Raw genomic sequence first — 21,397 nt, 5'->3', positions numbered from 1 at the left:
ATGGCCGTTATGAGTGAACCTGTTTTTGACTTAACCTACATTTGGGCCGGAATCATTGCTTTTGGCGTTATTATGTATGTATTGATGGATGGCTTTGATTTGGGTCAGGGTATCTTGTTTATGTTTGCGCCGAGCGACCATGATCGAGATATTATGATGAATTCAGTGGCACCGGTTTGGGACGGTAACGAGACCTGGCTGGTGCTGGGTGGCGCGGGATTGTTAGCCGCCTTTCCGTTGGTCTATTCCATCTTTTTACCGGCACTCTACATTGGCGTGTTTTTACTGCTCGCCGGGCTGATATTTCGTGGCGTTGCCTTTGAGTTTCGCTTTAAGGCGCATTCATCCCGCTATTTATGGAACTGGTCATTCGCGATTGGCTCAACCGTGGCAGCCTTTGCACAGGGCGCGGTAGTGGGTGCTTACATTCAAGGCTTCGAAACCGAAAACATGCGTTATGTGGGTGGTGCGCTGGACTGGCTGACACCGTTTACCGTACTGACGGGCATTGGTTTAGTGGCAGGTTATGCGCTGCTTGGTGCTACCTGGTTGATCATGAAGTCAGAGGGCTCGACTCAGGAGTGGGCTTATAAGCTGGTCAAGCCATTACTGGCTGCCGTTTTGGTCATTTTCTTTGCCATCAGTATTGGGACGCCGTTTGTCGATGCATTTGTTGCAGACCGCTGGTTTGATGGTATATCAGCGATATGGTTACTGCCTATTTTGGGGCTGGCTAGTGCGTTTTGGATTTATCGTTCGGTTAGCCAACGCCGCGAGGGTACGCCATTTATCGCAACCATGGCATTGTTTGTCTTCACTTATCTGGGCTTGTTAGCGAGTAAATGGCCGTACGTGGTACCGCCAAACTATACTCTGGCAGACGCCGCCTCTGCACACGAATCGCAGCTGTTTTTATTAATTGGTTTACTGTTTGTGATCCCTATTGTGCTGGTTTATACCGCTTGGACCTATTGGGTGTTCCGCGGTAAGGTTAAAGCCGACCAGGGTTATCACTAGGCTCTTACTAGGTTATCACCAGGAAGAATCCATGAACGCAGCATTTGCGTCCGCTTCAAGCTATCTTCGGCAACTTGCCGCTGCAGTAAAACGCCCCATTCAGTGGGCGTTTTTATTAGGGCTGTTAAAAACGGTCGTTGTCATTGGCCAGTTAGCCCTATTGGCTTTGTTAGCCGAACGGCTATTTGTGAACGGAAACGCTGTTGAATCCCAACTGTTATTAATCGCCGGGTTAGCCGCCACAAGCCTGGTGCGGACTATAGTGCCCCTATGGCAGCAGCGGTATTTACGCCGTGCGACACTTATTGCCAGCCAGCGTGCGCGTCACCAATTGACTCAAGACTGGCAACACAAGGCTCAGTCAGGACAAGTTCTTGCTGCGGCTGATGGCGCATTACAGTTAGATCCTATTGAATCGCTAAAAGGCTACTTCAGTCGCTATCTTGTGCAGCAGTATCTGGTGGTGGCATCGCCTTCAATTATTCTGTTGGTATGTTTTTATCTCAATACCGTAGTCGGTGTACTGTTACTGTTTTCAGGGCCGATTATTCCGGTCTTTATGGCGCTGGTTGGGCTCGGGGCTGAAAAGCTCAGCCAAAAACATGCGCAGCAAAGTTTTGCATTAAGCCGGGTTTTTACCGACAAGTTACGCAATATTACTACGTTGAAGCTATTTAACGCGGGCGCCGTGGCCGTGAACGATGTTGCTGCAGCGGGCGAGGGCTATCGCAAAGCAACGATGTCGACGCTACGTATCGCTTTCTTATCGTCGGCTGTGCTGGAGTTCTTTTCCAGTGTTGCGATTGCAGGAGTTGCCCTTTACGTCGGCTTCGGGTTGTTGGGGTACATTGACTGGCTGGGCGCAGACCAGTTGACACTTTTTAGCGGTTTGCTGGTGTTGTTACTGGCGCCGGAATATTTCGCACCGCTACGGCAATTTGCACAAAGTTATCACGATCGCGCGGCTGCCATAGGCGCGGCAACTTTGCTATGTGAAGTGAACAAGGCGGATGTATCTTATTCTCAGCCCCCAACTCAGTCACGAATACAAAAAACGTCGAGCCCCAATACGCTTTACCAGTGGCGTGGTTTAAAAGTAAACCTAAGTCAAGCAGATGACGCTGGCGGTAAACCAATAGATTTTTCAGATAACGAGATTGCCTGCGGCGATTTATGTGTGATTAACGGCAATTCGGGCAGTGGCAAAACAACCTTGCTAAAGGTGCTGATTGGACTCATGCCGTTTAATGGCAAACTGACTCGGTCTGAGCAAGCGACCACTGACATCGCCTACTTTGCTCAGCAACCGTTTTTAAGCGCAGGCAGCCTGCGAGCCAACATGAATTTATTTGAACAGCATAGTGATGCGCAAATTACGGCGGCGTTGGAGCAGGTTAAACTGGATCAATTAGTCGCCAATCTGCCGCTCGGTTTAGATACTAAACTGGCAGAGGGTGGGTTAGGTTTATCGGGTGGTGAGCAGCGCCGCCTGGCTCTAGCGCGTTGCCTTTTGTCCAGGCGCGCGGTGTTGATTGCCGATGAACCGACGGAAAATCTTGATGAAATATCCGCACAAGCGATTCGGCATTGTTTGAAGGAATACTGTGCCAGCGGGCATACGGTTATCGTGGCAACCCATGATCCTGCACTAATCGCTAGCGCAACGCGACAGATTAGGGTGGTGGCATGATAAAGCGAGACTGGCAGCTGCTAAAACCCTGGCTGAAACAACTGAAGAGTGCGCGGTTGCAGTTAGTTGTTGGATTAGCTCTGGCTGTGGCGACGGCATTGTTTGGTATCGGTTTGTTGTCGTTGTCGGGGTGGTTTATTACCGCTGCGGCTTTATACACGGCCTTTGATATTTACACGCCGGGGGCCGGTATTCGTTTTTTTGCTATCGCCCGAACGCTGAGTCGATACATTGAGCGGCTGGTAAACCACGACATGGTGTTAAAGCTGCAGGCACGCTGGCGCATTGCATTATTTAAACGGTTAAAGCAGCAGGCGATGGCGCAGTTAGCGTCGTTGCGTGTTGCCGATGGCGTACAAAACCTTACCCGCAATCTGGATGCCATGGATAACCTGCTGTTACGGCTGGTTGCGCCGGTCATTGTATTTGTGGCTGCAACGTTTTCACTAACGGTATTTTGGTATTTGTATATTCCCGCCGCGGCGCTGGCGCTAGTGTTAGTCATGGCGCTAGTGCTGTTAGTCAGCGGCCGCATGGCGGCAATAACCCGGCGACTGGCGCTGCAGCAGTTGCAGTCCACCCAACGGCTGCGTCGGCAGGCTATGGCACTCACCGAATCGATTACTGAACTGGTGGCATGGGATGCCTATGCGGCGCAACAGCAAAGCCTTTTAAAGCAAGCCCAGCGGCAAGAACAGCTCGATGACCAACAGTTAGCGCTGCAACACCGTGCGTTATGGCTGGTTGAGCTACTTTCACAGGTTATTTTTATGGTTGTGGTGATACTGTCTTCACTTACATTTCAGGCGGGGAATTTAAGCGCAGCCGAGATGATCATGCTGGTACTGTCAGCATTAGCATGGCAAGAGTTAGCTGCTGATTTGCCATCGCAATGGGGTGGTTACGGTAAGACGCTCGCAGCAGCGCGGCGCTTGCTTACTGATGGGCAGTCTTCGCAAGTAAGCCCGCAAGGTAAGGCGGTTCACAAAGCGAGTCACACTGCAACGTTAACCCTGAACCAGGTGAGCGTGATGCGCAATCAACGTCTGTTAATAAAACCTGTTTCAGCTTGTTTTGAAACCGGCGCAGTCCATTGGTTACAGGGGCCGTCAGGACTAGGAAAAAGCTCGTTAGCGGAGGCCATCATGGGTTGGCTGCCTACAGCAGGCGGCAAAATAACCTTATCCAATGGCACTGAAATTTCTTCTCAGGTTAGTTTTTTGACACAAAAAACCGAAGTTCTTGATGGTACGGTCAGGGAAAATCTTAATCCGGCTCAGCGGCCGTTGTCCGAAGAGGATATCTGGTCTGTATTGAAAACTGTCGAACTGGACGTGGTTATCAATACATTGCCCAAGGCGTTAGACTCGCTGTTGGGGGCTCGGGGTATCACCTTATCCGGAGGTCAATTAAGACGTCTGGCATTGGCGCGGGTGCTGTTGCAGGGGCGGCCAATTATGCTGTTAGATGAACCCTTTGCCGGTTTAGAGCGCGACCTAGCCAAGCGTATGCTGGAAAACATGGTATCCGCTAATAAAGACAAACTCTGGCTGATTATCAGTCATATAGGACCGCAACAACTGGAATATCCGAATGTGCCCGGAGGCAAGCGCATTGAATTACAACCTTATTAAAAAAGTGGCCGCTACCGGAGAGAGTGAGTAGCCGCCACAAGGTTGGGAAAGGGTTATTTTTTGTCTTCGAAATTACAAGCGTCGGGGGCGCTGTGCGGTTCGGGTCGGTGGCTAAGGTGTTTGGGTTTTGCCAGCCATTCCTTACCTTTAAGCATGACATCCCAGTACAGCCAGGGCAGCATCTTTTCTTTCAAAAACCACGACATGCGCGAGGGCTTAGTGCCATCGACCAGCCAGGCAGGGAAGGTCGGTTGCAACTTACCACCATAACCAAACTCTGCTAACACGATTTTGCCGCGCTCAACGGTTAATGGACATGAGCCGTAGCCTTCGTAAACAGCCATCGCATTTTTGCCGGCTAGCGTTGATAACACGTTCTCTGCTACAACAGGTGCTTGCTTGCGCACTGCAGCGGCGGTTTTGGCGTTAGGCGCGTTAGCTACATCACCAACCGCATAAACGTTGCCAAAATGCTTGTGTTGCAAGGTTTCGGCACTAACGTCAACCCATCCGTTGCTATCGGCTAACGGACTGCTGGCAATAACATCAGGTGCGACTTGCGGCGGGCACACGTGTAGCATGTCGAAGGATTTTTCAACCTGCGTGGTTTCACCGTTGCTATCCGTGACTGCAAAAGTTGCTTTTTGCTGGGGTCCGTCTACAGCAATCAAATTGTGTTGAAACTGCAACTCAATGCCATAACGATCAACGTATTTTTGTAACGCCGGGACATACTCTTTGACCCCAAAAAGGGCGGCGCCAGCGGTACAAAACTCAACGTTAATGTCTTTTAGAAGTTCATTGCGTTGCCATTCATCACAAGACAAATACATGGCCTTTTGTGGCGCACCAGCGCACTTAATCGGCATGGGTGGTTGCGTAAAAATAGCCTTGCCCTTGCGGGTTGCCTGCACTAATTTCCAGGTATAAGGCGCCAGGTCAAAGCGATAATTTGAAGTGACGCCGTGCTGGCCCAGACTCTCTTTTAACCCCGGAATGGCCTCCCAGTCTAATTTGAGTCCCGTGGCGACGACCAGGCATTGGTATGCAAGTTGGTCGCCGTTTTCAAGCACAATGCGCTGTTGCTCGGGCAAAAACTGACTAACCGCCGTTTGATACCATGTTGCCGCTTTGGGCATGATATCGCGCATTCGTTTTTTCGTTTGTTCACGTTCAAAGACGCCCCCACCGACTAATGTCCACCCCGGTTGGTAATAGTGCGCTTCGGCTGGCTCGACAATGGCAATATCGGTTTGCGGCTGGCGTTTTAAAATACTGGCTGCGGTAGCCTGGCCACCCGCACCACCGCCAACAATAACAACAGTGTGTTTACTGACTGATTGTGGGGCGGCGGAAGCGTTTGCTGCTGCGCTTTGATCAAAACGTTGTTGCAGTCGTGACTGCTGACCGGATAGGTCATAGCCGGCTTGTTGTGCAGTATCCAACAAGGTTTGTGGCGCCAAATGGGCGGCTTCTGCTAACGCCCACAATGTGCATGAACGGGTGCCAGTGCGGCAATAAGCCAGTACCGGGCCTTTAACGGTTGCCATGAGCTTAGTAAAGGCGCTGACATCGTCATCGGTGATATTGCCGGAAACCACCGGTAAGTGTTCAAATGCTAACCCATTTTTTTCTGCAGCTTGTTGAATTTTATCGGCGTTGACCTGGTCTTCACCCTCGTTGTCAGGACGGTTACAGACAATAGTTTTGAACCCGAGTGAGGCTGCGACACCAACATCTTCGACAGAGATCTGTGGCGAAACACTGATAAACGGGCTGAGTTTACGACGTTCCATAGCAAGACCCCGGTTAGAATAAATTAAGTGGAATTTTAAGGTAGCGCTGGCCATTACCCTCGGGCGCAGGCATTTCTCCTGCGCGCATATTGACCTGTACCGAGGGTAGGATTAGCCGCGGCATTGCCAGTGTCGCGTCGCGTTCGGTACGCATTTTTACAAACTCATCTTCGGTTTTGCCACCGCCAACGTGAATGTTATTTTGCTTTTCTTCTGCCACGGTTGTTTCGAACGCATAGTCCTCGCGATCAGGTGCTTTATAGTCGTGACACATAAACAAGCGGGTATCATCAGGCAATGCGAATACCTTTTGAATAGAGCGGTACAGTGTGCGGGCATCGCCGCCGGGGAAGTCGCAACGGGCTGTGCCAAAGTCCGGCATAAACAAGGTGTCGCCAACAAAGGCTGCATTACCCATCACATAGGTTAAACACGCCGGCGTGTGCCCTGGGGTGTGTAATACCCGGGCTTCGATGTTGCCAATATTAAATGTATCGCCATCGGCAAACAGTTGATCAAACTGGCTACCGTCACGGGCAAATTCGGTACCGGCATTAAATGCTTTGCCAAAGGTGTCTTGTACCGTTTTGATATGCTCGCCGATGCCTAGTTTAGCTCCGGTCTGTTGTTGCAAATAAGGCGCTGCTGATAAATGGTCGGCGTGTACGTGGGTTTCTAAAATCCAATCTACGGTTAAATCATGCTCTTTAATAAAGGCTAAAATAGCCTCGGCCGACTCGGTGTTAGTGCGGCCGGCAGCATAATCAAAATCGAGTACTGAGTCGATAATGGCACAATGCTTTGATTGCGGATCCTGCACTACGTAGCTATAGGTATTAGTGGGTTCGTCGAAAAAATGCGTGACGACCGGTTCAATACTACTCGTGTTTGTTACGGCTACTGACATGGTGAATACCTCATAAAATACATTTTCTTTATATATCTAAAAGCAATAAGCATATAACTTGAGGTAACCTTACTCCTAAAATAGATCCGGATCAAATAGCAATACGCTATAACTAAACAGTCTATTAGAACGAATTATTTCATCGCAAAAATCGATTATGGTAATCGACCAACGAAAGGGTTCTATCACTTGCGTAAGAAACATTTTGTTATATGCTTATAACCAATTAAGCGATTGCAAACGGCAGTCAACTGCCAGGAGGCTTACATTATGACAAGCATTATTCGCAAAAGCCCTTCAATAGGCCCTCAGTCTCCGGACGTCTGGGGAATTTACGAGGCAGATACCGGGTCAGTGCAATATATTGTCGCTGATCCCAAAACTAAAAAAGCGGCTTTAATTGATGTGGTGCAGAATTTCGATCCACGCAGTGCCAAATGTTCGTACGAGAGCGCTGACGAGGTTTTACAACTTGCTAAGGATAACGACCTAAGCATCCAATGGGTTTTAGACACTCACCCGCATGCTGACCACTTAATGGCGTCAGCGTATTTGAAAGAAAAAACCGGCGCTCCTAACGCTATTGGCGAGAAGGCTTGCGAAATTGCCAAGCTTTGGAGTGACTACTACAACGTACCGGGCTTGTTCGATCCGACAAAAGATTTTGACCATCTGTTTAAAGAAGGTGACAAGTTCAAAATTGGTGAGCTTGAGGTAGATGTCTGGCTCTCACCGGGTCACACATTAGGCTCTATTACCTATGTTATCGGTGATGCGGCATTTGTCCACGATACCTTTATGTATCCGGACAGCGGTACCTCGCGGGCTGACTTCCCGGGCGGCTCTTCGAAAGATTTGTGGGACTCGTTGCAACGGATTTTGAGCCTGCCAGACGAAACCCGTCTATTTGTCGGACATGATTACGGCAAAGGTGGCCGTGAAGCGCAATGGGAAGCCACCGTGGCGCAACACAAGCAAAGCAATGTTCACCTGTCAGGTGATGTGAGCGAGCAGCAGTACCGCTCGGTTCGCGATGAACGTGATGCGACATTGGCATTACCGGACAGAATGTTACACGCACTGCAAGTTAATTTACGCGCAGGGCAATTACCACCGGCTGAGAATGATGGAGAACATTACTTCAAGATTCCAGCCAATAAATTTTAATCACTGATTAAATACATTGATACAATACAAGAGGAAATTATTATGAGTTTACGTATTGGTACTATCGCACCAAACTTTAAAATCGAAACGACTACCGGCACGATTGATTTTCATGAGTGGGCGAAAGGTTCATGGACATTTTTCTTCAGCCATCCTGCGGACTACACCCCGGTGTGTACCACTGAAATGGGCCGTACTGCACAGTTGGCACCTGAGTTTGCAAAGCGTAACGTTAAGCCTTTAGGCCTGTCGACGGATACAGTTGAAGAGCACCTTGGCTGGATCAAGGACGTTAACGAAACACAGAACACCGTGCTTGAGTTCCCTATCGTCGCGGACAAAGACAAGAAAGTGGCAGAACTGTACGACATGATTCACCCGGATGAAGACGACAACGCAGCGATTCGCTCGGTATACATCATCGATCCGGATATGAAAATTCGTCTGACCATGACTTACCCAATGACCGTGGGTCGTAACTTTGCAGAAATCCTGCGGGTAATCGATGCGCTGCAGACAACCGATAGCCAGGAAGTTGCCTGCCCGGCAGATTGGGAGCCCGGGAAGCCTGTGATCATTCGTCCAAGTGTTTCGGATGATGATGCTAAAGTTAAATTTCCACAAGGCTGGGAAACACTGCGCCCATACTTGCGCTTGACTGATATTAAATAGGGCCTGCGGCCGGTTTAGGCTCGCTGTGCTCGCGGTTTGGGGCCTGCGGCCGGTTTAGGCTCGCGATGCTCGCGGTATAGGGCTGCGCCGGTATATAGCTGGTGTGGCCCTTTTTTATGCTTTCAATTAACGAATAAATAAATTAAAATAGTTATAACGATATTCAATTAAGGAATATGAGGTAATTTATGTTACTCGCCATTTTAGGGGCTGTGATCATTGGTCTGTCATTAGGGCTATTTGGCTCGGGCGGTTCGATATTGACGGTGCCGGTGTTGATGTATTTGGTCGAGATGCCTGCAGATGTATCCATTGCATCATCGCTGTTGATTGTGGCGGGTATCAGCTTGTTTGGTTCTATTTCTTATATTCGCCGCAAAACGGTTAGCTGGAAGCACTTCTGGGTGTTTGGTATTCCGGGAATGATCGGCACCTATGGCGGCGCTTGGTTGGGTACGATAGTTGATAGTCGCTGGCAGTTATTGGTGTTCTCACTATTGATGATTGCGGCGGCGGTGTTGATGTGGCGCAGCAAGCCTAAGCCTGTTGAGCAGCAGCCGCAAATGAATTATGCCAAGGTCACCTTAGAGGGATTAATTGTCGGTATTATCACGGGTTTTGTGGGTGTTGGCGGTGGCTTTTTAATTGTTCCTGCATTAGTACTACTCGCCGGCTTGTCAATGCCGGTAGCGATTGGTACCAGCCTACTGATCATAGTCATTAAGTCGATCGCAGGGTTCTTCAAATATTATGCGGTGATGGCTGCTCAGGATGTTCAGTTTGACTGGTTTATTATTGGTTTGATGATTGCTGGTGGTGTTTTAGGTAGTGTATTCGGCTCTAAACTGGGTCGTTCATTGCCAAAAGAAAAACTGCAAAAAGGCTTTGCAGTTTTCCTGGTGGCTATGGGCATCTTTGTTATCGCCAAGTCCGTTATTTAATCAAAGTCTGCAGCTGAGTGGCGTTCGCGCAACTGTTCGCTCTCATCGCCCCACACTTTGTTTACGCGGCGACCACGTTTAACCGCCGGGCGTTCATTGATGCGGTTGGCCCAGGCAATAACATTTTTGTACTCATGTGCCTGTAAAAATTCAGCCGCGTCATAAACTTCGTTCAGTACCAAAGCGCCGTACCATGGGAAGATGGCCATATCGGCAATGGTGTATTCGTCGCCGGCGATAAAGTCGTGTTTAGCGAGCTGCCGGTCAAGTACGTCTAGTTGTCGCTTAACTTCCATAGTGTAACGGTTAATCGGATATTCCAGCTTCTCTGGTGCGTAGGCATAAAAATGCCCAAATCCACCCCCTAGCATTGGCGCACTTCCCATTTGCCAGAATAACCAGTTTAAACACTCGGTACGCTTGCCGGGTTCGTTGGGGATAAAGGCGTCAAATTTTTCGGCCAGATAAAGCAGTATTGAACCTGACTCAAACACGCGTGTTGCGGGAGTTTTTGAAACGTCCAGTAAGGCGGGGATCTTAGAATTAGGATTAATCTCGACAAAGCCACTACTGAATTGCTCCCCCTCAGTAATATCCACACTGTAGGCGTCATATTCGGCAGCAGCAATGCCTTTTTCCAGCAGCTCTTCAAACAGTATCGTGACCTTTTGGCCGTTTGGCGTTGCTAACGAATACAGTTGGTGAGGGTGTTCGCCTGCGGGTAATGATTTATCATGGGTTGCGCCGGCAACCGGTCGGTTAATGTTAGCGAACTTACCACCGCTTTCTTGATCCCATGTCCAAACTTTTGGGGGCTGGTATTCGTTAGTTGACATTAAAACCTCCACTTTAGATTAATTCGTTAGGTTACTGCCTGACGCTTTGACCAGCGCGGCTCTTTATAAGCTTCTGAAGCAATCACGTCATTAATCGCCTGCACCGCATGCCAGATATCTTCAAAACTGTTATAAAGTGGTGCAAAACCAAAGCGAATATAATTTGGCGCGCGAAAATCAGCAATCACCCCACGGTCAATGAGTGCCTGGCATAACTCGTAGGCGTAATCAAAAGCATAGCTCAATTGACTGCCACGCTGCTCTGGTTCTGTCGGTGACAGGCGCTGTAACTTATCCTGTAAGCCGTGTTGCTCAATGAGCTCGTCAAACAATGACCCTAATTGTAACGACTTAGTACGCACCGATTGTAGATCCAGATCGGCAAACAGTTCTAATGCAGCATCGACTGCGGCCATAGAAATAACAGATGGCGTACCGGCCAGAAACTGCTTGATTCCGGTATCGGCTACATAGTGGGGACTGAATTCGAACGGTGAACGGTGACCAAACCAACCAGCGATAGGTTGTTGCAGCCGGCCTTGCAGAGCCCGGTTGACGTAAACAAAGGCTGGAGCTCCCGGTCCGCCATTCAGGTATTTATAAGTGCAGCCAACAGCCATATCCACTTGCCAGTCGTTTAGGTGTATCGGCATAACACCGGCGCTGTGGGCTAAATCGACAATAATTAATGCACCGTGTTGGTGTGCCTTGCGCGTTAGTGCAGCAATGTCGAGTCGTTTACCGCTGCGAAAGTTAACTTCTGTTACCAATACAATGGCAACCGAGTCGTCGATTTGACTCAGTAACTGTTCCTCTTCAACATCAACGAAGTGACACTTCTCGCTACCCAGCAAGCCCTGCAGGCCTTGAGCAATGTATAGGTCTGTGGGGAAGTTATCACTGCTGGAAATAATTTTATTGCGCTGCCTGCTGGTATTAAACTGCACGGCAGCGCTCAGTAATTTAAATAAATTAACCGAAATAGAATCGCAGCAAATCACGTCGCCTGGGTTGGCACCAATGACGGGTGCAATCTTATTACCGACTTGTTGCGGTAAGCTGACCCAGTCATGGGTATTCCAGCTACTGATTAAGTCTTCACCCCACTGTTGTTCGGTAACCGCTTTGACGCGCTGCTTTACGCGCGTCGGTAAGGCGCCTAGTGAATTACCATCAAGGTAAATGGTATTTTTGGGTAACGAAAATTGATCACGATAAGAGTGCAACGGATCTTGCTTGTCTAACGTTTTAATTTCGTCGAGCTTAATCATTAGTTAACTGCTCCAGGGTGTCCAGCAAGGTAGTAAAGGCTTTGGTATTGGGATGAACCCAGTCAAAGTGTCCTGCTTCGGGTACGACTTTTACCGCAGCCCGAGGTAACTTTGCAGCGTAGGATGGCGCCACAATGCGATCAGCATCGCCTTGTAATAAGGTGGTATTGCTGTGAGCCGAGTAGTTGACGGGATTCGCATCCCGGTAAGCGTCGGCACGTTGCTGTGGTGTGCCACCCATAAAATCAGCGGTAACACGTTCACAACTGTTCTTGCCTTGCGCATAGGCATTAATATCGGTTATCGCAGCCAGGCCGATAACCCCATCGATTTGCTGCTTAAAGTCTTCACTGCTTGCTAATAATAAGCCCAAATGTCCACCGGCAGAATGACCCATAACGACAAGCGGGCGCTTTGAAGTCCGGTGCGTTAAAACTTCAGAAAAACCGCGTTGAATATCGTTATAGGTGGTCGGCCAGCCGCCGCCAGTATCGCCGGTGCGGCGATATTCGATTGAATAAACTGAATAGCCGGCCTCATTAAGCGCGCTACTCATCGCGTAAGTGTGCTTTATATCGTAAGCAGACAACCAGCAGCCACCATGAATAAAGACAATGTCAGCTTTGGCATCAGCGGCGGTCCAGTGCATGACTTTTTGGTTCTCGTCATGGCCATAAACAAGCTGACCGGATGGCTCGTTAAAAGGTTGATCAAGCACTGCGCTAAAACTGACATTTTGGTCAGCCGCGGCTGACGGTATCAGTAATAACGCAAAGGTAATAAAAAAAGTGTACCACTTGATAGTTGTCATGAATGCGCCTGTTACCACAAAGAGTCGTGGAACTATACAACTAACCTTTGCCAGGCTCAACGCTAAGACTTGCTAACTTCGCAACAGAGTTCCGGATGTCAATGCCGCTGGGCTCCTGGAACACAGCCAGGCCAAAACGCGGTAAAATGGCATACAAGTGGTCAAAAATATCAGCCTGGATGCCTTCATAATATTCCCACCGAATATCATTGGTAAAACAATAGATTTCCAGCGGCAGGCCCTGTGGCGTAGGGCTTAGTTGGCGCACCATCAGGGTCATGCCCTGATGAACTTTAGGGTGATGGATCAGGTAGTTCTGAACATAGGCTCTAAAGGTACCAATATTGGTCATGTGGCGACCATTCATGGCGTCTTTGCCCTGACTGACAAGCTCACGGTTCCAGTCGTTAATCTCACATTGTTTGGTATTGACGTAGTCTTTTAATAGCGCCAGTTTGCTTAATTCGTTGAGTTTATCCTGGTTGAGAAAATCGATACTGGTTTGATCGATAAACAGCGAGCGTTTTATACGGCGGCCACCCGCATCTTGCATGCCGCGCCAGTTTTTAAAAGAGTCAGATATCAGACGCTTAGTGGGGATGGAGGTAATGGTTTTATCCCAGTTCTGAACGCGTACGGTGTGTAGCGCCATATCAATAACTTCACCGTCGGCATTAACCTGGGGCATTTCAATCCAGTCACCGACGCGGATCATATCGTTTGATGACAGCTGAATGCTGGCAACAAAAGATAGAATAGTATCCTGAAAGACCAACAGTGTTACCGCACCCATAGCACCGATACCGGACAGTAAAATGACTGGTGACTTATCAATTAACGCGGCAATGATCAGAATGGCAGCTATCAGATAAACAATAATCTGGGCAATCTGCAAATAGCCTTTTATTGGCTTTAAATAAGATCCGGGGCGGCGCATGTAGATTTCATTAACGCTACTCATCGCGGCGCTAAAGGCACGAGCCACAGTTAATGCAATATAGGCTATGGCAACGTTACGGATAACGGTAACGACCCACTCGGGCAACTCGGGGACATAGGCGATACCGGCTGACAATATCAAGGCCGGAACAACTTGTGCCAAGCGCCCAACAATAATTTTTAAGCCGACACTTGGGTCACTGCCTAGTTCGGTACGCGACAGCAGTTTGCTGACCCCGCGCAGCAGGATGTGCTTAGTAATAAACTGCGATAGCCAAACCGCAATAATCAGGATAGCCAGGGCAGCCATTGTGTAGGCCCAGGGCTGTTGGTCAGCCCAGTCTGTAAACCACTGAGGGTAATTCATCGCTGTTGCTCAACTTGACGCTTCAGTTCCGGACGAAGTCCCAGCATAAATACTACCTCAGCAACGACAAATAGCGGGCCAATCGCTAAACCGATAATGTCGTCGACAAATGCCGGTTTACGGCCTTCGTAATAATGCCCGATAAACTGAAAAGTCCAGCCAACAATGAATAAGCCGATTCCCCAGCTGAGCCAGGCTAGGGTACTCATCGCAGCAATGTCACGGCCCAGACTTAGGCAGAGCCACAGCAGCACAGTCATCAACAGACCGAGCTTAATGTCTAGCCGAATATAGAAAATGACAGCGGCAAAAACCACAATATTGGCCGGCGTCAGCAATAGATAGGCCACCGAGAACTCGGGACGGCTGAGTAACGTCAAAATGGCGATAACGATCATCGGTATGCCGACTAAGTGGGTCATGATATTACGGCGGTCACGATGGTAATCGCCGTATTGGGCTAAATGTTCAGCAACGGTTTTGTTGCTCATGGCTTGCTCCGTCCGCAGCTAGAGTTAATTGTGTAAAGAGTGCAATGTCCTTTGTCGTGTGTCAATTAATACGGCTATTACGACTATCGTCGGGTTTACTTTGTATGTTTTTTGCGCGAATCATAGCCAAGTAGACAATTTTAGCGTTGAGGAGTTAGACCATTGAGTACGCGCTATTTGGTTTGGATAGTAGCCGTTGCCAGTGCTGTTGGGTTGGTGTTGTTGCCACTTCTGTTTCAGGAATCAGTTTTAATGATGTTCATAAACGCGATGTTAATGGCGTTATTACTGAGCTCGATGTTTGTACTACTGCGTCGGCAACAACAAATACAGACGTCGGCTGCGTCTGCTCAGGATACACAGCCGCTCGATGACACCTTACGTTACGTCACTGAAAACTCCGGTTCTAACGCGATTGCTACCGCTGAGCTGAGTTTTGCAATTAGTGACCTGGTAAAAGTGATTAGTGCGGTCAATGAGCGATTAGATGAGTCGGCAGCGTCTGCTAATCAAGCGCAACAGCAGGCAGAACAAATTAACCTGGCGACGGATTCGGTTGCTGCTACCACGGAGCAAACCAAGACCATTAGCGAACGTGGCAAGTTGTCTATGCAGCAATTAGCAAATGGTATTAGGAAGATCGTGGAACAAAATCGCGAAGCTGCGGCTACGCTGGACGAGCTGCAACAAACCGCTGATAAAATTGCCAAGGTTACGGATGTGATTGAAAGCATTGCAGAACAAACCAATCTGCTGGCATTAAATGCATCAATTGAGTCGGCTCGAGCGGGAGAACATGGACGCGGATTTGCGGTGGTTGCCGACGAGGTAAGAACGCTCGCGGGACGAACGGGCACAGCCACTGTAGAAGTATCTGAACTGGTTGGTAGTATTCGTACACGTACGTCGGCGGCGGTAACAAGTATTCGACAATTAGCCGAGGATATTAGCGTGCAGGCGGCTAGTAGTGAACAGTTGTCGGAGCAACTACAGCAGCTCGCGGAGCAGTCATCAGATGCCAGTGAAAAAGTAGCAACGATGGCTAGTTTATCGACCAATAACCGTGAATTGATGCAAGCGAACGCTGATAATGTGCTACATGCGTTAAACGACCTCAGTACACGCAAGCAACAGCTGGGACAAGTAGAAAAGCAGGCAAAACAATTAGAGCAGCAGTCAGAGCAACTATTTGGGCTACTGGTTGACGAAAATGATGGTACCGAACATGGTGAAATATTCCGTCTTGCACGTGCGGCTGCTGATCAAATTGCAGTTTGTTTTGAGAATGCGCTGGCGCGCAATGAATTAACCCGCGAGCAGCTATTTGATCGCAATTATCAGCCAGTCGAGGGCGTCTCTCCGGCAAAGTATGAAACCGCATATACGGCATATCTGGCACAACACCTACCGCCCATTCAAGAGCCAGTGCTCGGTCAGAATAGTGATCTTATCTATGCGATTACCACGGATCCCAATGGCTATGTTGCGCGCCACAATGATCGTTTTAATCAGCCTTTAACCGGTGATTATGAGCAAGACTTAGTGGGTAATCGTTCACGTCGTATTTTTGATGACCCAACGGGTAGCCGCTGTGGTGCTCATACGCAGAAATTGCTATTGCAGACTTATAAACGTGACACAGGTGAAGTCATGCACGACCTTTCCGTTCCGATTTATGTGGAGGGTAAACATTGGGGAGGTTTTCGGGTAGGCTATAGGCCTGCATAACGATGCCAACAAGCGAGAAAGCTGTATGCCGCATGACACCACCGCGATCAATAAACAACGTCAGGATTTAAGTCAGCATGAGTCCGTTTGGCTGTTTGGCTACGGGTCACTAATCTATAAGGTAGATTTTCCATACCTTGAACGCCAACCTGCTTCTATAGAGGGTTGGAGTCGTCGCTTTTGGCAAGGCTCGCATGACCACCGTGGCACACCGGAACAGCCAGGCAGAGTGCTGACATTAATAAAAACTCCCGGCGAGCGTTGCACAGGCATGGCCTACCGGGTTAGTCCGGACGTCTTTGAGCACCTGGATCATCGCGAGAAAAACGGCTACTTGCGCTTTTTTACCCCAATGACATTTACTGACGGAACTCAGGCTGAGGGCTTGGTTTACATCGCTACAGAGGATAATGCAGCGTTCTTAGGTGAAGCTGACGAGGCTGATATCGCAAAACATATAGCTGATTCAGTAGGACCCAGCGGTAAAAATACCGAGTACTTGCTAAAGCTGTCGGATGGGTTGGCCGAACTCGGGGTCACTGATCCTCACGTCGAGGCGATTCGTCGTCATCTTGAACCGATGTTACAGGACGAGCCTTAGGTTGGTCAGCAATTGAACCTATGCACATGCGGCAGTCGCCGTCAGCCGGGGCCGATGCCTCGACATAGCGCAGCTTGTGTGACGAGCGACCGCGATTAGTGGACACTTGATAAATGCGGTCTCTATCGCGATCGTTGCTATCTGTGGTCATACTGATGTCTCAACTGATTTTGCGTTGTGACAGTATAAACTGTATAGAAGATTCATTATTTTTTCCGTACGCTCGTCAGCTAGCTGATAATGAATGTATTTACCTTCACGTCGCGTGCTGACCAGGTTTTGTTGACGCAAGCGGTTTAAATGTTGCGACAACATCGGCTGGTGTAACTCGAGTCGTTGCTCGATTTCACCTACAGTAAACTCACCTTCGCTAAGTAAGCATAAAATTAATAACCGGTCAGGGTGCGACAACAGTTGCATCACTCGCGCCGCCTGAGCGGATGAGGCTCTCATCACTTCCGGGTTCATAGTCACTATTATCTCTTAAGTTAGAATCGTTCCCATTAATAATAACAAATGTTGTACTTAACAGGGGATATTAGTCGAGGTTAATTAGTTCACCGACAGGTTTTGCGGGATGAATTAAATGACCCTGCCACTTCTGACAGCCAAGTTGCAGTATCAGTTCCAATTGCTTTTCATTCTCGATACCTTCGGCGATAACCTCGACACCGGCTTCTTTTGCAATTTTAATCATTGCCGCCACAATGCGTTGCGTGCGTTCATTATCGGTCAGGCTTCGAACTAAGCTACGATCGATTTTTACGGTATCAATGGGGTAATCGGCTAAATAGTTTAAACTAGAAAAGCCGGTACCAAAGTCGTCAATAATTACTGCGATACCGAGTTGTGATAACTGCTGAATGGTGCCGTTGATGGCCTCATCAGCTTCATTAAGCGCGCCTTCTGACACCTCTATCGCCAATCCACCTTGTAACTCGGGATTATCGGCTAGTTGACGCGCAAACTCACTGCTCAACTGGCTGGACAGCTGTGAAGTTGATAAATTTATGGACACCCGTTTGATGGGCGAATTGTCATCTTGCCATTGCGCTAATTGGTTGCATACCGATGACAATACCCAAAAACCGATTTCAGTTAAGGCGTTGCCATGCTCCGCATGGCGCAGGAACTCACCGGCACTCAATAAACCGAACTCTGGATGATGCCAGCGCAACAGCGCTTCGGCGGCGACAACGCGGCGCTGATCGTCCAGGATAGGCTGGTAAAACATTTCGAGTTGTTGTTTTTGTAAGGCTGACTGAATATCCTCGGCCAATTGCAATTGTGTATGTGACGGCTGCTCGACATCCTGCTGAAAAATGACTGCATTACTGGCGTGACCATGGCGAGCGGCTAACATAGCCGCTCTGGACTGAGTGACCAGTTGCTCACTATCATAACCATCCAGTGGATAGATACTGGCACCTGCGCTGCAGGTTAGGTGAAACTGTGCATCGTGATTAATAACTAATTTTTGCTCGAAAACTGAGAGTAACTTATCGCTAATAACCTGAACATCAATGTATTCAGTGATGTTATTAATCAACACAATAAACTCGTCGTTACCGGCGGAGTAAAGTTTACTGCCAAAAGGCAAGGCCTCTTTTAAGCGGCGGGCTATGCGTTGCAATGCCTGAGCGCCAACTAGCCCACCATAGCGCTTGGTAAGCTGATAAAACTGGTTGATGTTAATGGTGACCAATGCGGCAAGGCGATCATCAGGTAAGCTGTTGATCAACTCATTAAAGCTCTCATGTAAGTTACGAAGGTTGGGTAAGCCCGTTGTTTCGTCGTGATAAGCCTCTTGCACAAGCTGGTGATATTGTTGCTCGATATGAGAGAGGTCGGCCAGACAGGCAATTAAGCGGTCGGTTTTGTCACACTGTTTTACAATAAGTTGTGCTTTAAAACGTGTGAAATCCTTGCGTCGGCCCACAACAGCTAGGGTTTCGCCGGGCTCAAATGTGGCACTTTTCTGTGAATGAACTGGGGTGAGAATATCCTCCAGCCGTGTACCTTTGACTTCGTCGTTACTCAGGCCGATGATTTTCTCAAAATGTTTATCAATGTGGCTGACGCGTCTTTCGTTATCTAACTCCGCCTGGCCAATCATAAAATGTTGGCTGATCTCAGTATTGGGAGAGTCGGCAGGGGAATTAAATTCCGTCGAAATATTTAGCCAGGAGCCTTTTATGCGCTTGCCGGAGTCGTCGTCCTGACGGATTTGATCGCGGATCCAGATGTAATGCCCATCGGCATGTTGAAAGCGGTATTCGTAAAGAAATTCAGGTTCTTCGACGCCGCGAATTGCTTTTTTAACTACCGTATTGCGGTCCGCCGGATGTAAATGATTGAACCACCAGTTTGACGCTTTAATTTCATCGACAGAATAACCTAAAAGCTTTTCTGCATTCTTGCTAACCCAATGCACTCGAAAATTATCGTTCTCACGACGTAACTCAAAATGAATAGTAGGGCTATTCTCCAGGTAATCACTGAGCAAGTCAGTGGGTCGGCGGTAGTGTTTTTGCCAGGAGCGACCATATATGACAATAAAAATAACCGATAAAACAATTACCACCCACGGTTGTGCGTGGCGTAACCAGAGCGTAACGTCATCAGGTAGGCTCGCCCATTCGGACACGACAATCATGATAGCTTCCATGGCTACAATCAAGGTAACATACAACGCAACAGAGCGAAGCGTTGAGCGTTGGTACCAAGGTTTGTCTTGCTGCTTGCTCATCGTATTCTTGCCCATGGTATTTCGTCTTTTGGCTGTGCTTTACTCAAAATAGCGCCTTGTAACTCCTCACAACCAATTTGTTTTAATAGTAATAACTTACTACGGTCATCTACCCCTGTCGCGATCGTTTTTAAGCCGCGCGAACGTGCCATTTTAACCATGGATGACAAGGCCCGTTTTTTATCGCTGTTAGAGGTCGCCTTTTTAACCAAGTCTTCTGAGAGCTTCACGGCATCGACGGGCAAAACGAATAAGGACTGTATGGTAGAAGCGCCTTCACCAAAATGATCGGCAATAATGTTTACACCAATACCACGTAGTTTTTCTAAATAACGTTTTGCTTTATCGGATATTCGCATCAACGACTTTTCACTCACTTCCAGGCTGAAGTCGCGGGGCGGGAACTTGGATTCCTGTAGCTCTCGGGCGACCGCGTTGAGGACGTTGGGCTCGACGATATCATTTAAGGTAATGTGCAGTGAAACGCGTACCACAAAGCTATTCTTTTGCCATTCGCGAATATCTTCAAAGGCTTTTTTCACCATCCACGACGTAAATTGTTCGGTTAACGCTGCTTCTTCTATGAGAGGTCGGAATTCATCGGTAGTCATATCACCGCGCTTGGGATCGGTCCATTTAACAATGGCCTCTAAGACCGAAAAATAGCCGGTATTGGCGTTTAGCCTTGGCTGGTAATATAAGCGGATGTCATTGCTTTCGATGGCTTCGGTTAGCTGCCGTGAGAACGACACGTCGGAAATAGATTCTATGGCATCGTCCTGCTCTAAAAACGAAAAGTTTTTATTTTGTTCACGGGCTTCGAACGCGTGGTGTTGTGCTTGCTCGACAACTTGCTCTGCTTTTTCTTTGACTTGCCCGCGGTTGGTGCGCAGAACACCGGTTGCGCTATCAAGTTGATAGGGTACACCATCAATGACAATAGGGCGTTCGAGTAACTTTTTTAGTTTTTGTTCGAGTTCTTTGTGAGAGTGCTGCGTGTCAGTACTCACACCAACTAGTTCGTTATTAGAGGTCTGCCCAATGTGAGCTGACTTACCGATAATATTGCGTAGTTGTTCTGCTAACTGGCGCATTAGCTTTTCGGTTCGTTCAGTACCTATTTGATGCTGGATACGCTCCATGTTTTGCAGCTTAAAGTTAAATATGTCGACTAAATCTTTGGTATCGGCGTCTTCTTCGTTACCTATGGATTTGAGTTGCTCAACAAAGGCTGCCATATTGGGTAGCTCAGTACCCTGGTAGGTATGTTTGGCTTTTTTCTCCAATGCCACCAGGTCTTTAACGGAATTCGCTATAAGACCGGCAATTAATGGCATTAAGGTCAACAATAATAATCTCAGTAGCCAACCGGTACTAATTTCGCTGTCGGCAAATGCGGCATCGGCGAATGACAGAGGACTTAAAGCAACTCCGCACACAAATCCGCCGAGGGCGCCAATACGAGGCCCGAGTAATAGCCCGGCAAAAAATAGTGGCACATAAATAAGGTGTTCGTAGACACTGGGTAAGCCCGTTGTCGTCTCGATAAGTTTTACGCACGCAGCGACAACAATAGCCAACACAAAACCAATAAACACCTGTTTTTCGGCGTTTAACTTGGTAAAGTCAACAAGGCTCTCGCGGCACCAGGCCGCAAAGCTGTATGGATCGTTGGGTTTGGTCATTGTTGTTAAGTAGACTAACCTTTTTGTTCTATATACGGTTACAGAGTGTTAATTAAGTTGCGTTGTGTCAAGCATTTAGCATGCGTAATATCATA

Annotated in this window: 18 protein-coding genes; 8 read left to right on the top strand and 10 right to left on the bottom strand. The window is 48.4% G+C overall.

From position 1 onward, the window contains the following. Positions 1–9: 9 nt before the first annotated feature. From cydB to DEU29_RS04095, 3 genes are read left to right on the top strand one after another with little or no spacing between them, the layout of a single operon-like run. Positions 10–1,017: a cytochrome d ubiquinol oxidase subunit II gene (gene cydB, locus DEU29_RS04105; protein ID WP_133538980.1), complete on the top strand. Its 1,008-nt coding sequence runs from the start codon at positions 10–12 to the stop codon at positions 1,015–1,017. A 31-nt stretch (positions 1,018–1,048) separates the two neighbouring features. Then, a complete protein-coding gene (locus tag DEU29_RS04100; protein ID WP_133538979.1) occupies positions 1,049–2,707 on the top strand; it encodes an ABC transporter ATP-binding protein/permease in 1,659 nt (552 codons plus the stop codon). After that, positions 2,704–4,341, top strand: coding sequence for an amino acid ABC transporter ATP-binding/permease protein (locus tag DEU29_RS04095; protein ID WP_133538978.1), 1,638 nt, complete (start codon positions 2,704–2,706; stop codon positions 4,339–4,341). Before DEU29_RS04100 ends, DEU29_RS04095 begins: the two co-directional genes overlap by 4 nt. Before the next feature lie 53 nt (positions 4,342–4,394). Here the strand turns inward: DEU29_RS04095 and DEU29_RS04090 are convergent, their stop codons facing one another. Together DEU29_RS04090 and DEU29_RS04085 are read right to left on the bottom strand one after the other, a co-directional pair. Next, positions 4,395–6,137: a bifunctional protein tyrosine phosphatase family protein/NAD(P)/FAD-dependent oxidoreductase gene (locus DEU29_RS04090; protein WP_133538977.1), complete on the bottom strand. Its 1,743-nt coding sequence runs from the start codon at positions 6,135–6,137 to the stop codon at positions 4,395–4,397. A gap of 13 nt (positions 6,138–6,150) precedes the next feature. Continuing rightward, positions 6,151–7,044, bottom strand: coding sequence for an MBL fold metallo-hydrolase (locus DEU29_RS04085; protein ID WP_133538976.1), 894 nt, complete (start codon positions 7,042–7,044; stop codon positions 6,151–6,153). Positions 7,045–7,314: 270 nt separating this feature from the next. Here DEU29_RS04085 and DEU29_RS04080 point away from each other — a divergent pair, with 270 nt between their 5' ends. The 3 genes from DEU29_RS04080 (at position 7,315) to DEU29_RS04070 (ending at position 9,824) form a co-directional block, all read left to right on the top strand. Beyond that, a complete protein-coding gene (locus DEU29_RS04080; RefSeq protein WP_133538975.1) occupies positions 7,315–8,211 on the top strand; it encodes an MBL fold metallo-hydrolase in 897 nt (298 codons plus the stop codon). Between the two features lie 42 nt (positions 8,212–8,253). Then, positions 8,254–8,883 (top strand): peroxiredoxin, encoded by a 630-nt coding sequence (locus DEU29_RS04075; protein WP_133538974.1) that lies wholly within the window; start codon positions 8,254–8,256, stop codon positions 8,881–8,883. Between the two features lie 188 nt (positions 8,884–9,071). Next, positions 9,072–9,824: a sulfite exporter TauE/SafE family protein gene (locus DEU29_RS04070; protein WP_133538973.1), complete on the top strand. Its 753-nt coding sequence runs from the start codon at positions 9,072–9,074 to the stop codon at positions 9,822–9,824. On the opposite strand, the gene yghU is transcribed toward DEU29_RS04070, so the two are convergent. From yghU to DEU29_RS04045, 5 genes are read right to left on the bottom strand one after another with little or no spacing between them, the layout of a single operon-like run. Continuing rightward, a complete protein-coding gene (yghU, locus tag DEU29_RS04065; RefSeq protein ID WP_133538972.1) occupies positions 9,821–10,660 on the bottom strand; it encodes a glutathione-dependent disulfide-bond oxidoreductase in 840 nt (279 codons plus the stop codon). The genes DEU29_RS04070 and yghU overlap by 4 nt on opposite strands. Before the next feature lie 26 nt (positions 10,661–10,686). Beyond that, positions 10,687–11,928, bottom strand: a complete 1,242-nt coding sequence (gene kynU / locus DEU29_RS04060; RefSeq protein ID WP_133539008.1) for a kynureninase — start codon at positions 11,926–11,928, stop codon at positions 10,687–10,689. After that, positions 11,924–12,742, bottom strand: a complete 819-nt coding sequence (locus tag DEU29_RS04055; protein WP_133538971.1) for an alpha/beta hydrolase — start codon at positions 12,740–12,742, stop codon at positions 11,924–11,926. Before DEU29_RS04055 ends, kynU begins: the two co-directional genes overlap by 5 nt. 40 nt (positions 12,743–12,782) lie before the next feature. Beyond that, complete coding sequence (locus DEU29_RS04050) at positions 12,783–14,048, bottom strand: mechanosensitive ion channel family protein (protein ID WP_133538970.1); 1,266 nt, start codon at positions 14,046–14,048, stop codon at positions 12,783–12,785. After that, on the bottom strand, positions 14,045–14,539 hold the full coding sequence (locus DEU29_RS04045) for a DUF962 domain-containing protein (protein ID WP_133538969.1): 495 nt from the start codon (positions 14,537–14,539) through the stop codon (positions 14,045–14,047). The genes DEU29_RS04050 and DEU29_RS04045 overlap by 4 nt, the downstream gene beginning before the upstream one ends. Before the next feature lie 162 nt (positions 14,540–14,701). On the opposite strand from DEU29_RS04045, the gene DEU29_RS04040 reads away from it, so the two are divergent. Further along, positions 14,702–16,267 carry a methyl-accepting chemotaxis protein gene (locus tag DEU29_RS04040; RefSeq protein ID WP_243734467.1) on the top strand — a complete coding sequence of 522 codons (1,566 nt, stop codon included), beginning with the start codon at positions 14,702–14,704 and terminating at the stop codon, positions 16,265–16,267. Positions 16,268–16,292: 25 nt separating this feature from the next. Beyond that, complete coding sequence (locus DEU29_RS04035) at positions 16,293–16,868, top strand: gamma-glutamylcyclotransferase (RefSeq protein ID WP_133538967.1); 576 nt, start codon at positions 16,293–16,295, stop codon at positions 16,866–16,868. Between the two features lie 147 nt (positions 16,869–17,015). Here the strand turns inward: DEU29_RS04035 and DEU29_RS04030 are convergent, their stop codons facing one another. The 3 genes from DEU29_RS04030 to DEU29_RS04020 form a co-directional block, all read right to left on the bottom strand. Further along, the gene (locus tag DEU29_RS04030) at positions 17,016–17,336 is read right to left on the bottom strand and encodes an ArsR/SmtB family transcription factor (RefSeq protein WP_133539007.1); all 321 of its coding nucleotides are present in this window, start codon (positions 17,334–17,336) and stop codon (positions 17,016–17,018) included. A gap of 70 nt (positions 17,337–17,406) precedes the next feature. Continuing rightward, entirely contained in the window at positions 17,407–19,632 is a 2,226-nt protein-coding gene (locus tag DEU29_RS04025) for a bifunctional diguanylate cyclase/phosphodiesterase (RefSeq protein ID WP_133538966.1), read from the bottom strand. Then, entirely contained in the window at positions 19,614–21,302 is a 1,689-nt protein-coding gene (locus tag DEU29_RS04020; protein ID WP_133538965.1) for an EAL domain-containing protein, read from the bottom strand. The genes DEU29_RS04025 and DEU29_RS04020 overlap by 19 nt, the downstream gene beginning before the upstream one ends. Positions 21,303–21,397: the final 95 nt, after the last annotated feature.

The sequence above is a fragment of the Idiomarina aquatica genome (genome assembly GCF_004362895.1).
Classification (GTDB): Bacteria; Pseudomonadota; Gammaproteobacteria; order Enterobacterales; family Alteromonadaceae; genus Idiomarina.
This window is presented reverse-complemented; position numbering and strand designations above follow the sequence as displayed.

What these genes read in the sequence shown, in the direction of transcription:
- cydB (WP_133538980.1), top strand. Translation starts at nt 10, where the DNA reads ATGAGTGAACCTGTTTTTGACTTAACCTACATTTGGGCCGGAATCATT.
- DEU29_RS04100 (WP_133538979.1), top strand. Translation starts at nt 1,049, where the DNA reads ATGAACGCAGCATTTGCGTCCGCTTCAAGCTATCTTCGGCAACTTGCC.
- DEU29_RS04095 (WP_133538978.1), top strand. Translation starts at nt 2,704, where the DNA reads ATGATAAAGCGAGACTGGCAGCTGCTAAAACCCTGGCTGAAACAACTG.
- DEU29_RS04090 (WP_133538977.1), bottom strand. Translation starts at nt 6,137, where the DNA reads ATGGAACGTCGTAAACTCAGCCCGTTTATCAGTGTTTCGCCACAGATC.
- DEU29_RS04085 (WP_133538976.1), bottom strand. Translation starts at nt 7,044, where the DNA reads ATGTCAGTAGCCGTAACAAACACGAGTAGTATTGAACCGGTCGTCACG.
- DEU29_RS04080 (WP_133538975.1), top strand. Translation starts at nt 7,315, where the DNA reads ATGACAAGCATTATTCGCAAAAGCCCTTCAATAGGCCCTCAGTCTCCG.
- DEU29_RS04075 (WP_133538974.1), top strand. Translation starts at nt 8,254, where the DNA reads ATGAGTTTACGTATTGGTACTATCGCACCAAACTTTAAAATCGAAACG.
- DEU29_RS04070 (WP_133538973.1), top strand. Translation starts at nt 9,072, where the DNA reads ATGTTACTCGCCATTTTAGGGGCTGTGATCATTGGTCTGTCATTAGGG.
- yghU (WP_133538972.1), bottom strand. Translation starts at nt 10,660, where the DNA reads ATGTCAACTAACGAATACCAGCCCCCAAAAGTTTGGACATGGGATCAA.
- DEU29_RS04055 (WP_133538971.1), bottom strand. Translation starts at nt 12,742, where the DNA reads ATGACAACTATCAAGTGGTACACTTTTTTTATTACCTTTGCGTTATTA.
- DEU29_RS04050 (WP_133538970.1), bottom strand. Translation starts at nt 14,048, where the DNA reads ATGAATTACCCTCAGTGGTTTACAGACTGGGCTGACCAACAGCCCTGG.
- DEU29_RS04045 (WP_133538969.1), bottom strand. Translation starts at nt 14,539, where the DNA reads ATGAGCAACAAAACCGTTGCTGAACATTTAGCCCAATACGGCGATTAC.
- DEU29_RS04035 (WP_133538967.1), top strand. Translation starts at nt 16,293, where the DNA reads ATGCCGCATGACACCACCGCGATCAATAAACAACGTCAGGATTTAAGT.
- DEU29_RS04030 (WP_133539007.1), bottom strand. Translation starts at nt 17,336, where the DNA reads ATGAACCCGGAAGTGATGAGAGCCTCATCCGCTCAGGCGGCGCGAGTG.
- DEU29_RS04025 (WP_133538966.1), bottom strand. Translation starts at nt 19,632, where the DNA reads ATGGGCAAGAATACGATGAGCAAGCAGCAAGACAAACCTTGGTACCAA.
- DEU29_RS04020 (WP_133538965.1), bottom strand. Translation starts at nt 21,302, where the DNA reads ATGACCAAACCCAACGATCCATACAGCTTTGCGGCCTGGTGCCGCGAG.